The 11,843-nt window shown below is 51.7% G+C and carries 11 protein-coding genes and 2 pseudogenes; 3 read left to right on the top strand and 10 right to left on the bottom strand.

Annotated features, from left to right (window positions below; all coding sequences use genetic code 11):
* Positions 1-59 precede the first annotated feature (59 nt).
* A pseudogene (locus tag IGR76_14395) lies at positions 60-164 on the top strand (IS5/IS1182 family transposase).
* A gap of 40 nt (positions 165-204) precedes the next feature.
* On the opposite strand, the gene IGR76_14390 reads toward IGR76_14395, so the two are convergent.
* The 4 genes from IGR76_14390 to IGR76_14375 form a co-directional block, all read right to left on the bottom strand.
* Complete coding sequence (locus IGR76_14390) at positions 205-444, bottom strand: substrate-binding domain-containing protein (GenBank protein ID MBF2079667.1); 240 nt, start codon at positions 442-444, stop codon at positions 205-207.
* Positions 423-758: a substrate-binding domain-containing protein gene (locus IGR76_14385; protein ID MBF2079666.1), complete on the bottom strand. Its 336-nt coding sequence runs from the start codon at positions 756-758 to the stop codon at positions 423-425. Before IGR76_14385 ends, IGR76_14390 begins: the two co-directional genes overlap by 22 nt.
* Positions 759-766: 8 nt before the next feature.
* Complete coding sequence (locus IGR76_14380) at positions 767-1,972, bottom strand: chromate transporter (GenBank protein ID MBF2079665.1); 1,206 nt, start codon at positions 1,970-1,972, stop codon at positions 767-769.
* Between the two features lie 70 nt (positions 1,973-2,042).
* On the bottom strand, positions 2,043-4,064 hold the full coding sequence (locus IGR76_14375; protein MBF2079664.1) for an alpha/beta hydrolase: 2,022 nt from the start codon (positions 4,062-4,064) through the stop codon (positions 2,043-2,045).
* A 352-nt stretch (positions 4,065-4,416) separates the two neighbouring features.
* Here IGR76_14375 and IGR76_14370 point away from each other — a divergent pair, with 352 nt between their 5' ends.
* Positions 4,417-5,142 carry a hypothetical protein gene (locus tag IGR76_14370; protein ID MBF2079663.1) on the top strand — a complete coding sequence of 242 codons (726 nt, stop codon included), beginning with the start codon at positions 4,417-4,419 and terminating at the stop codon, positions 5,140-5,142.
* Positions 5,143-5,150: 8 nt separating this feature from the next.
* Here the strand turns inward: IGR76_14370 and IGR76_14365 are convergent, their stop codons facing one another.
* The 6 genes and pseudogenes from IGR76_14365 to IGR76_14340 form a co-directional block, all read right to left on the bottom strand.
* Positions 5,151-5,864 (bottom strand): glutamine amidotransferase, encoded by a 714-nt coding sequence (locus IGR76_14365; protein ID MBF2079662.1) that lies wholly within the window; start codon positions 5,862-5,864, stop codon positions 5,151-5,153.
* Positions 5,865-5,882: 18 nt separating this feature from the next.
* A pseudogene (locus tag IGR76_14360) lies at positions 5,883-7,329 on the bottom strand (DASH family cryptochrome).
* A 217-nt stretch (positions 7,330-7,546) separates the two neighbouring features.
* Entirely contained in the window at positions 7,547-7,948 is a 402-nt protein-coding gene (locus tag IGR76_14355; GenBank protein ID MBF2079661.1) for a single-stranded DNA-binding protein, read from the bottom strand.
* Positions 7,949-8,330: 382 nt separating this feature from the next.
* The gene (locus IGR76_14350) at positions 8,331-8,642 is read right to left on the bottom strand and encodes a hypothetical protein (GenBank protein MBF2079660.1); all 312 of its coding nucleotides are present in this window, start codon (positions 8,640-8,642) and stop codon (positions 8,331-8,333) included.
* 94 nt (positions 8,643-8,736) lie between these two features.
* Positions 8,737-9,015, bottom strand: a complete 279-nt coding sequence (locus tag IGR76_14345; protein MBF2079659.1) for a hypothetical protein — start codon at positions 9,013-9,015, stop codon at positions 8,737-8,739.
* 414 nt (positions 9,016-9,429) lie between these two features.
* A complete protein-coding gene (locus IGR76_14340; protein ID MBF2079658.1) occupies positions 9,430-10,965 on the bottom strand; it encodes an ATP-dependent DNA helicase in 1,536 nt (511 codons plus the stop codon).
* Positions 10,966-11,383: 418 nt separating this feature from the next.
* On the opposite strand from IGR76_14340, the gene IGR76_14335 reads away from it, so the two are divergent.
* Positions 11,384-11,843 (top strand): prephenate dehydrogenase/arogenate dehydrogenase family protein (locus IGR76_14335; GenBank protein MBF2079657.1); only part of this gene is annotated, 460 nt, incomplete at its 3' end.

Genomic DNA, 11,843 nt, shown 5'->3' with positions numbered 1-11,843 from the left:
TCGACACCTGGACCGAGTTACTCTGCCATGCCGCCTGATTGGATAAAGTCGAGCTCAGTGCACGTCAATTTGACAATCAAGCCGTGGAATTGTTCATCAAATGTGTTGCGCTCAACCGCATGATTCAGATCGCTAAACCCGATAGCTACAAAGTCGAAGCTTAATACCCGGACGACCTCAAGGTGAGCCTGATCATCCTTCTAATCATGCAACAAAGCCAGTCAGAATCATAGATTCACCGCTAGCATCGGCGCGAACCACAAGTCGGATCGGCAGTTCTGGCAACTCTACTCCTGGATTATCTGCGGCAATGCGTGGATCATCCCAGGTTGTGATTTTGCCGAGAAAGATATCTGCGGAGGTCGTTCTCGACAGTTTCAACTCTGGTACGTCCGGAAGGTTGTAGGCTAGGGCGATCGCACTTACCGCAATGGGAATCGAAATTGCACCATCGCTGTCTGGGCAACTTCCCCATCGGTGAGCGGCAGATCGCTACCAATAAAGTCAACAGTTCCGGAGAGCAAGTTTCGGATACCGTCACGACTACCAATGCCCATGTAACTCACGGGAACGTCGGAATAGACAGCATAGGCATCCATGTAAGCCTCAAATAGAGGAGCCAAAGAGGTTGCGCCTGCCCCATCAATGTAAATTACATCATCGTAAATCGCATCCTCTCCATAGGCGTGTAGGGGAATCGCGCCGACCATGCCGAGGGTGGCGATCGCTCCAGTCCCCCACGTTAACAGTTTACGCATCCGATGGCTTAAACCCATCCGAGTAGCTTTGCCCCCAGTCCCACAAGTCCACCTGCGATTACCAGCCATGCTGAATTTACCTTAAAGCGAAAGACTGCGATCGCACTTAATAATGCCACAACTATCGTGAAGGGATCGATTAAGGCTGTTTTCGTCAAGGTATAGGTTACGATGACCATTAGCCCTAAGGTCGCCGCATTCACCCCATCTAGAAATCCACTCGCCCACACCGACGATCGCAGCTTCGAAACCCAAGGATTAACCACCCAAATCAAGACAAACGCTGGCAGAAAAATGCCAACGGTAGCGGCGATCGCCCCTAGATTTCCGCCCAGCAGATAGCCCACAAACGTTGCCGTTGTGAACACAGGCCCCGGCGTCACCTGACCAATTGCCACCGCATCCAACAACTGTTGAGAGGTCAGCCACTGCGATCGCTCTACCACATCTCGCTGTAAAAAAGCGAGTAGCACATAGCCACTACCATACAAAACCGCCCCGATTTTGAGAAAGAAAAGAAAGATGTTAAACACACCAGGCGTTGTCGCAGCCATCGGAGTCGCTGTGGATGCTTGGGCGAGTATCCCAGAGGTGGGAAGTAGCAGCGCACTGAGCGATCGCCCACAGGCAAGATTTTTAACGACCATCACGCCTAACCCGGCCACGAGCAACAGCAGCAGTTCATGAACGCCCATAAAAAAAGCAACGATGACCGCGATCGCCGCAAGGGTGGTCGGGCCATCTTTAATCGCTTTCTTCCCCAGCTTCCACAACGCCTGCACGACAATCGCAATCACCACGGGTTTAATGCCGTAGAGCAACCATTCCACCTGGGGAAGCGCCTGATAGCGCATGTAGAGAAACGCCAAGAGCCACACAATCAGCATGGCAGGCAAAATAAAGCAGGTTCCCGCCACCAGCAATCCGCGCCAACCGCCATACTCGTAGCCGATGTGAATCGCGAGTTCCGTCGAGTTCGGCCCCGGAATCAGATTGGTCACCCCCAGCAGATCCATGAGCCGACTGTGACTCATCCACCGACGTTTTTGTACCACCTCATCATCGATCATGGCGATGTGAGCTGCAGGTCCCCCAAAGGCGATCGCCCCTAGCTTGGAAAAAACGACAGCCAAGTCTTTGAGGCGATCGCGCTGCTCCGATGGAGCAAGGTGCGCGAAGGGGATAGTCTCTAAATCGTCGGGAGAAGCACTCATGGAAGAAATAGCTGATAGGATTGCTCCATACCTGCTACCACATTCCAATTTCCAGGCGCAAGCACCGAGACTACCTCGGTTGGATTCCCATCTCGCGGGTCATGTAGTTGTCGGCGGGTAGAAAAATAATTTGTCCCCTAGAGTTATCAACGGCATTCCTGATCTCAGCCGACGAGAGGTATGGATTTTTGATAATCATCTGGATCAGCTTAAACGCCGGAGTATGAAAGCGGAAGTAGCCTCCATGCACATCTACCTTTCCAAACAAAAGCATCACGGTATTTAAGCCATCAATCACCAAGGCCGTCAATGGATTCACCCCGAGGCCAATTCCGTTCGTGCCTTCCATTCGGGAGCAATCCAGGTAGTTGAAGCGCTCGAAAAGGTCATAGGCTGACGTTGGGGCGATCGCCTCCGTAGACCGCAGCAAACTCCGAATGGACACATGCCCTAACTCCGAAACAACTCCTCCGTTCTTCCGCTGAAGATAGACATTGCCCAGTCGCAATCCTGACATTTGCAGGCTAGGTTCACTAAACCAGTTGCCCAATGTCGAGAGATAGCGCAATACCGTGTCGCGATCGCTCGAAAAGAGATAGATATTCTGACAGCGACGCATGGCCGAACGCACGTAGTTATTCCGCCCTTCCCGAATGAGTTCCAGGGGAATGTCGGGAGAGGCCAACACTAAATTACCTAGCGCAAAACATTCCCCCAGGCGATGATCCGCTTGCTTTTCGTCTTTACCGTAGCGATCGGACAGCACGCGCAAGGTGTTAACGAGAACTAATCCCCCCATGCTGTGCCCCACCAGATTTACCGTCTTTGTGGGTCGTCCATCTCCCGCCTGATCGGTGATGGGCTGCCCCTTCGTCATCAGAAACTTCAGACGCTTATCCAGTCGCCAAAAGCATTCGGCTAAATCGGGTGCGCCATAGTGGACTGCCCGGTAGCGATCGCGCTGGTAGACCACCAATCGCAATAGCGTAAAGGCGACGAACCACAGCGGAAAGACAATACTCAGGGTTGGCAAGAATATGGTGGGCAGAAATCCAAACCCAGCATCCTGAACGGTTGCAAACGACCACGGGAAGAAAGGCAGGATCGCCAGTAGCAGGCTCAGCAGCACACAGAAAATAAAGCTGAGGACAAACAAGGTGAGCAAAAATTTCATAAAAATCCCGAGGTTACGAGTGACATCCTCGGTTAAACCAGGGCTCAAAAAGGGCATTTCGCTCGGCCAGTGATATCCCACGTAGGCATGCTTACCGTGGATGACGCCTTCCTGATACATCACCCGCGCTTCGTTGGAAAAGTTGGTGTAAAACGCCTTTGAGGCATTGGAGTAACCGTGTACCCGCAGCGTCATCGTCTCTACGCTTTGCTGATGGAGAATTTCCGCCATTTCGTTCACGTTAAATAACGAACGATAGCGGTACGCTAGCTTCAGTGCCGGGGATGACGGTAGTACCCGCGCCGTGTTCAAGGAAATCGGAGCTGTGCTGACCACTAAAAAGACGTGGGGCGTATCACTATCTGCATCGACAAAGACTTCAAAATTTCGGCTAATGGCTTCTGTAAACCGTCGGCTCAACCAGTAGTCCAACACTTCATACACATACTGATTATCATCGCGGTTAATTTCCGTGAGGAGGTAGCGATACCGCTGGCGGCACTCCACGGGCGACAGTCCCAATTGTCCGCCGTGGGCAATCAGTTCCTGTTCGACTTGCGCCAGGATAGTCTCGCAGCTTTCCTTACTGGCATAAACGGGAAAGGTATTGCCCGGAGCGTGGTCAGGTGAGGCCGACTCTAGGCGAATCGCTCCTTTGTCGTAGACATATTGCTTGGCGGCACTGGCCTCGTCAGGGGGTTGGTACGAGAGCTGAATAATTCGAGTTTTGAGCCACCAGTCTGAAAACGGAGCTGCGTCCTGGATGATCGATTCCAACCAGCGTTGATCGTTGCGTGCCGTTTGCAGAGCCGTTTCGTCTCGTGGCAGGGTAACGGTACTCGTTCTTGCGACTTGCTCATCCGTATCGCGTGATCCCCACACAAACGGTAGGCGAATCGTGGCTTGAGAGTTACTCATTGTGGATGTCCCCAACTCGTGTGTCGTCCATTCTATAGCAAGAGAAATAATGCCTAGACCAGAACCCCCTCGGTAGTGAAATGGCAAAATCCCTCGCCCTAACGCCGTTCCTGCGTCTCATCGTCCTCATGGTGAAAGACGACATATCTTAAGATTCACTAGACTTATCAAACTTACGGAAAATCTGACGACATGTCTTAAGATTCACTAGACTTATCAAACTTACGGAAAATCTAGAAAATAGCTTATTTCGCAATACTTATAGAGCGCGTCCGGTCTACAAGATTCTTTAATAAATGGGGCTAGTGTCTGGAATCCTGCTTCCGTTATTGTGGTAGTTAAGGAACGGCTTTTGGGAACAGGACTAAATCGCATGACGGCATATGGGCGATCGCCAGCAGCTTGGGTATCGGCACTCTTCGCAAGCCTCGCAATGACCAGTACAGGTGGGGCAGCACTGGCCTCTCCGACAGAACCAATGACGCAGTTTTCTCCGCTGCCATCTTTGGATCGCTACGCGGCGGTAACGGATCTTGATAAGTTGCCTGTGGTATCCCCCGACCGGATACCCAGCCCGTTAGCCTACTCCGTCTGTAGTGAATCTACGACCTGGGCACGCCCCAGCACCGATGAGCAGACCATCCATCTACAGGCCGATCCCCGCTATAGTGATCTGCTAGATTCTGCTACTGCCCAAACCTTGAAACACGAATTTTGGGAAACGGATGCGATCGCCTTTACCAGTTACGGTCTAAGCGCACGGCAAGAGCCAATCTATTTTTCTGGATTGTGGTCACTGCTGGAGCAGGAACCCGCGCTGTCCCAGTGCTATGACGCTGAGCGGATTGCTCAAATTAATTCGGGTCAGATCGCGGAACTGTGGTTGATTGGCCATCAAGTGCAAAGTGTCCAGTGGGTGGGCGATCGCTACGTGATTCGCGTTTCCTCTGTGGATACAGGCGTGCAATTTGTTCAGTTTCCCCGCCGTGAGGCCTTTGCAACATTGCCGATTCAGCTTGTAACGGAGGATGATATCTCTCTCAATGTGGTCTCGGTTAATCCCCTGAATTCACTCTAGGACTGGGTCTAGGCCGATTCTCGCAACGCCGATTCCCCAATCCAATCCCAAAGAAATTCATCCAACCAAGTGGCGATCGCCCCTCCATACCGCTGATGATTTTGGATCTGTTCCGGTCGGGACTGGGCAACGGGGATCACAAGTTGATCGGCACCTCTTTCTGTCCAAATATGGATCATCGTTTCGGTAATTTCGGGATGGAACTGAAGGCCGTACACGTTGTCCCCATAGCGAAACGCCTGATTCGGAAACAGATCGCCCTCGGCCAGCAACACCGCATCTGAGGGGATCTCAAACCCTTCGCCATGCCAGTGATATACCTGGAGCGATCGCCCAAAATCTTCTAGTCCGGCAGGGGTAACCCGCATCGGAAAGTAGCCAATCTCTTTGCGACCTTCAGCATGGGGAAAGACCCGCGCGCCCAGTACCCGGGCCATCAACTGTGCCCCCAAACAAATGCCGAGGTAAGGCTTCTCAGAGGTTAGAACCAGGGGTAACCAGTCCAATTCCGCACGGATAAACGGCAGTGTATCGTCATCGTTTGCGCTCATTGGCCCCCCAAACACCACCACGGCTTCGTGATGTTCTAAGGTTTCAGGAAGGCGATCGCCCTCTGCGGGACAGCGCATGTCTAATCGATATCCTCCGGTCTGGAGAAGCTGCCCAACTAAGCCAGGGGATGAGGTGGACTGATGGAACACCATCAAAATCTGTTTGCTCATGGTGAATCGTACTCAATTCTATGCCCGCGCTAATGCTGCATTGTAGATCGACTCATTCGCCCGCACCGACTGTTCCAGATCCACGATTGGATTGGGATAATCCACGCCAGTTCGAACCTGGCAGCGCTTTTGTTCCTCCAAGGTCAGGCTCCAGGGCTGATGAATCTTAGTCGTCGGCACATTGGCTAACTCCGGTAGCCAGTATTTGACGTATTTACCCTGGGGATCATAATCCTTGGATTGTTTGGGAATATTGAAATATCGGAAGCCTCGCGCATCATTGCCAACGCCTGCCGTATAGTTCCAGTTGCCGTAGTTGCAGCAGCGATTCAAACCATTCCGCCCCCATGCGCCAGTCGATCCCCAGATTTTTCGTTAGGAAACTAGCAACATTTTGCCGTCCGCGATTAGACATAAATCCCGTTGCTGCCAGTTCACGCATGTTGGCATCCACTAACGGAAACCCAGTTTTCCCCTCGCACCATGCCTCAAATCTTGTCCAGTCCTGCTTCCAGGCGATCGCCAATCTCCGCAACCCCGACGGATAAAAGACGCGATCGCCATGCTTGGCACAGATAAACCGGAAGTAGTCGCGCCACAGCAGTTCAAAGATCAGCCAGTAGGTAGAGTCGTTTTTCACCCGCTCGGCTTCGTAGGTCTGCACGGTTTCGTAAACCTGACGCGGCGAGAGACAGCCCATCGCCAGCCACGGCGAGAACTTGGAGGAATAATTTGCCCCCAGCATTCCATTGCGGGTTTCCTTATAGCGGCGCAGGCCGTCCTGAGTCCAAATGTAGTCCTGGAGGCGAGCGAGTCCAGCAGTCTCACCGCCTTGGAAGGCTAAAACGGATCGAGGATCGGGTTCAGAAGGGATGACACCCAGATCAGCCAGCGTCGGAACTGCACCGGGATCAACGGTTGGCAGGGGAGAAACTTGCTTAGGAGTCGGAAAGGTAGGATAGACCGTAGACCGAGATTCGACTTTTTTGCGAAAGCTGGTGAAAACCTCCGGTAGCTGTTCAACCGTAAAGGGGAGATCATCCGGGTGATACAGCGTTGCGCCCCAAAACTCCACCAGATTGACATCGAGATCGTCCAAAGCCTGTTCTAAGGCATCTTCCACCGCCCGTTCTTCTGTCGTGACATCGCTGTGGTAGTAGACATCAGTGATCCCCAAGGATTTCACGAGATCGGGGATCACAGCTTCTGGCTTGGCAAACCGTACGAGCAAATCACTGCCGAGCGATCGCCACGATTGCCGCAAGTCCTCTACACTTTCAATTAAAAACTGGGCGCGATAGGCTCCGGTTTTCGGAAATCCAAACGAGGTTTGTTCAAAGTGGCGGGGATCAAAGCAGTAGAGCGGAATAACGGTGGCTCCGGTTTTTAAAGCCGCATGTAAAGGCTCATGGTCATGCAGTCTTAAGTCGGTTCGATACCAAATTAAAATCCGTCGCGTTAGCACAGTACGTTCCCCAACCCTTTGTCTACCTCACAGGCGTCTTTCTTCAGTATGATACATTTCTTAACTTTATGCTGACGGCCCTGGACATTATCAACTCAAAACTCAAAACTTAATGGGCTACCGCTTCCACAGTTCTGGCAGAGGGCGTTTTTAAAGTAAGCGGGGTAGAGCCATCTCCACCCCGACCGTTCATGATTGAGTAATATTTGCGCACAGCTTAAGACGCCATTGCTGGAACCTTGTCGGATAGTTCTTCGGCGTCGTATTCATTTTCATCGCTGCGTTTCACGGAATCCAGATCGATATCGAGAACCGTCATTTCCAGTCCGGCTCTAGGCGTGTTCGTGGCGTTAGAAACGTAGGGATTTGGTTCGATGCTGCCCGTGCAGATGATCAATGAGCCTTTTTTCAAGTAGGGGAGCGATCGCCACGCCGCAGAACGCTTCCAAATGCTGAGGGAAACCGTAAACGATTCATCTCGGTTCCGAGGCTTACGGACATATAACGTAGCGCTAGCTACTTCTGCCTCTTCACCGCTTCGTAAAACTACGGTTTTAATCTGAGCATCTGCGGCTAGATGACCACTCACAATCCATTTGTTCAAACCAACACTTGACATGGTAGATGTCTCCTTGAGAATTATGTGACTTTAACTACATTAAACTACCACTAATACGTAGAGCCATGGATCCGTAAGGTAACGGATTAAGACTCTCAACGCCTACTTCAGTGTCAGGGTTTCCTCACAAGTAGCGAGAAATAATTGGGTGCAGGGGGGTGTTGAGTAAAGCCGTAAAGCACTATCGGATAAGGATTTAATGCGTTATGCTAACGTATCCTACTGACACATTAAGCCCACCGACTTGGATCAGCAGTTCCCGCTTGGCAGGGTGCGGCTTGTGAATGTATCGTTCACGATGCTCAAATTAAAAGGCCCCTCGGCATCCTGCGAAGGGCTTTAAATCTCCATTGTCTAAATCGGAGCGATGCTTGACTCTCGCTTAGTCGGGGTTTGATTCTGAGTGGGGACGGTGAATTTGCTCCGCCTCTGGGCACTCGTCAGACACTATGGGGTCAACATTGCCACGGGGAACCGTGGCTAGCTTTTGCATGACAGAGCCGATGCTTTCTAGCCGCACCATTTCTTCCCATGAGCAGTTTTCATCGTCTTCTTCAGTCTCATAGCGAAGCGTGACTAGGTCGCCTTCAATATCGAGAATCCGAGCGCGTTCAATCCAGCGCTGCTGATCCCGCAAGAAAATCCACACTTCTCGACCGTCGCAACAGAGTTGATAAATCTTGCGGTGTAACATAGATCGTTTCTCCTGAAATGATCGAGTTCTAAATCTAACAAATTCAAGGTCTAAACGATAAGCCTGGAAAACCCTAAATAGACCTTTCCTTCCCCTAAGCGTCGGCGCTCAGGAGCGATCGCCCCACTACCGTGAGATCCCAATCGCGCCAGAGCCATTCCGGACGGGCAAAAGGATGCCATCGGGCTAGAACGATAGAGGGTAGAAAGAATACGGTCATCATTTGCCCTACAAACGCAGCCTTGGTGGAAATGGAGCGAAGCCAGCCAGGAACGGTTTTTAGGTATTCAGAAGATATGAATAACTTGGGCATGGAGCAATACAAACAAAATAAATGCACAATGGCGCGATCGCAATTTGCTTTACAGGTCATTAAAGCTTGGATTGTGCGTCTTGGGAAGGCAACTAACGAAACAAATTGCAAAATTCATCAAAAGTTTAGCGACTGAATCCGATGATAGCCTACCCCATTGTAACGAGTGTTTATCCATAAATTGGGAAATTTCAAAAAACGCTGTGCCTTCCAGTCGTATCAAATCTGTTCAGTTCATGACCACTCCCAGATGGCGAGGGGCGAGTTGAGCCGTGAAACTTGGGTACTGACCGGATTCTGTCTATTAAACCCGTCCGTATCCCTTTATCAGTGTTCAAGCGGATTTGACATATAGCGCTAGCCATATCGGTTAGGACATTTTGGTGGGGCGGCGAACCAAAATGTCCATGTCCTAAGCTGATTGGCAACAGCTACAACTGTTCGATTGTAGTGTTCATCTCTACCAGCATTGGATTACATCGAATAGTCGAGATGGTTGAATAGGTCTGAATCAATGGACTGTATCCGTGCCGAGGGACTCAGGGCTGCAAAGACTTGTTGACCGTAACTTCGATGGTTCACCCGGTTATCCAGCAGGGCAACGACACCTTGGGACTCTCGCATAGGGGCGATCGCTCGCTGTAGCTCGGACAGCGCCTCCGGCAAGAGATATAACCGAAACCAATCCTGCCGCGATTGCTTATAGTAAGCGACTCGTCCCGCAACCTGGGGTTCTTCTAGAGAGGGAATGGGTAAGGTTGCAATCACGAGCAGGTTTGGGGCAGGTAAAACGGCCTGGTGCTGCCGCCAAAATTCCCAGCCGCTGATCAAAATTCCGTTTTCATCCAGACAGGTACGCTCCACCTGCACCCGCGATCCAAACTCTGAAGCCAGGACGGACGCTACCTGTGCTTTCAGGGGCAAGTCATCTACAAGCAGCACTGAAAGTCCTGGTCGGATACTGCTTGCGTCAAGGAGCGATCGCAGTTCCCGAATCAAAGCGGGCTGAAATTCTGGCGTATTCGGCAGGGGAATTCGGTCGGGCGTGCAGAGATGGATCAGTTCGGTTTGGCGATCGGGTGAAAATTTGAGCGTTGTCACGTCGCCCATCCCTAACCGTTGACGATAGATGGCGGCATCCGTGTCTAAGTCCATAGCGCTCCCAATCAGCACAATCGGCTGCTGTGGCCAGATCTGGCTGAGTGCCGATGCAACTTCAACCGGACTACAGGACAGCGTAAACTGACCCTGCTCGCGGTCAACCGATGCCAACACCATCTGATCCCTTCGATGAAAGTGATCCCAAAACTTCGCCCAGCGACAAGGCATGCTACCCGGAAAACTAGGACTGTTCTGTAACTGCACCCAAAGCTGATGAAGGTAATCGCGCTCTTGATCGTCCAAAAGATAGCAGTTATAGGGATTGGAAGGATGCTGAAACAGACTGCGGATTAGCTGGGCACGGGTGTCATGAATGGCTTCGGTTTGGAGTGGAAAAGCCAGCAGCAGTGTGTTCCAATCCGAGGGGTGTAGGTCAACCGTCAAAACCTCCTGCGTCCACCGTTCCAAATCATCAGCACCATCAATGATCGTAAGAATGTTGTTTGGAAATTGGGTGCGGGTGGTGAGGCGATCGCGCAGCCAGTCCTGGGGTGATGCCAGGATTAGTCCTTGGGCGTTGGCATTATCGGTGCGATCGCCCGTATGAATGGCTTTTGGTGTTGAAATCCATTGCCGTAACCGGGGAATTTCCACCAGCAACAACCGCTGCTGGATTGTCTCTGGAACCACCAACACCACCGGATCCATCCACATCAGGGCTGGAACGAGATAACTCAGTCGATAACGAGCGTGATATCCCGCTGGCGCACCCGCTTGAATGAGGGCACTGCGTCCTATCCGCATCGCGCGAGCCACCAACCGCGCCATCGTCAGATGGTGGGGCCAGTAGGGTTCGCCTTGCTCCCGCAGGAAGGCTCGCAATCGCTGATGGACTTCAACTTCAATCAAAGGCGTTATCACCCGTGTGTATATGATGTTGCTCAGTGAACTTTCATTGTGACACACTCTTTGGGGGCTAATATGTTGTCAACGTGTCGAAACGCTTTGCTGCTGTAGCTCTTGAGACACGTAGGTTCGAGGTCTGAATCCCGATCTGCCTCGGTTCGCAGTGAGGGAAGAGTGAGGGAAGGAGGAAGAGAGGGTATCGAATGCTCACGATAGTTCAAGGGGGTATTCCAGTTTCGAGGTTTGAGTTTTCAGGTTTAAGTTTTGAGGTTTGAGTTAACCATGCATCGATGCGTCAGTACTTCCAGCATTTCGTCTGTGGTTCTAATCTAAGTTTGGGAAGTTGAGATCAGGCAGGTTAGAGGCATTCCCCAAAGCATAGGCCCGGATTCAAAAATCAAGGTGTGGTGTGGAGAACCCCATGAAAATTGGCATTGTTGGACTGGGATTGATCGGTGGATCGTTAGCATTGGATTGGCGATCGCACGGACACTCGATTTTGGGCGTGGCACGACGCGAGACAACGGTGCAGCAGGCTTTAGCCAAAGGTATGGTCAACGAGGCCAGCACTGAACTCTCTATCCTGACGGCAGCGGAGGTGATTGTGCTGTGTACGCCCATTTCTGAACTGCAACCGACGGTGGAGGCATTAATTCCCCACATTCGTCCCAGCACAATCCTGACAGACGTCGGCTCGGTTAAAGCGGAGGTGGTAACGGCGATCGCCCCCCTCTGGCGAAACTTTGTGGGTGGGCACCCGATGGCAGGCAAAGCGGAAAGTGGGTTAGAGGTGGCAGAAGCTCGCCTATTCCAGGGAAAACCCTACGTCCTGACGCCAACACCAGACACCCCCGATACCGTTGTTGAAACTGTAGCGGAGT

The sequence above is a fragment of the Synechococcales cyanobacterium T60_A2020_003 genome, assembly GCA_015272205.1.
Taxonomy (GTDB): Bacteria; Cyanobacteriota; Cyanobacteriia; order RECH01; family RECH01; genus JACYMB01.
This window is presented reverse-complemented; position numbering and strand designations above follow the sequence as displayed.

Coding starts and splice junctions, on each gene's coding strand:
- IGR76_14385 (MBF2079666.1), bottom strand. CDS start 758: ATGCGTAAACTGTTAACGTGGGGGACTGGAGCGATCGCCACCCTCGGC.
- IGR76_14380 (MBF2079665.1), bottom strand. CDS start 1,972: ATGAGTGCTTCTCCCGACGATTTAGAGACTATCCCCTTCGCGCACCTT.
- IGR76_14375 (MBF2079664.1), bottom strand. CDS start 4,064: ATGAGTAACTCTCAAGCCACGATTCGCCTACCGTTTGTGTGGGGATCA.
- IGR76_14365 (MBF2079662.1), bottom strand. CDS start 5,864: ATGAGCAAACAGATTTTGATGGTGTTCCATCAGTCCACCTCATCCCCT.
- IGR76_14355 (MBF2079661.1), bottom strand. CDS start 7,948: ATGTCAAGTGTTGGTTTGAACAAATGGATTGTGAGTGGTCATCTAGCC.
- IGR76_14350 (MBF2079660.1), bottom strand. CDS start 8,642: ATGTTACACCGCAAGATTTATCAACTCTGTTGCGACGGTCGAGAAGTG.
- IGR76_14345 (MBF2079659.1), bottom strand. CDS start 9,015: ATGACCTGTAAAGCAAATTGCGATCGCGCCATTGTGCATTTATTTTGT.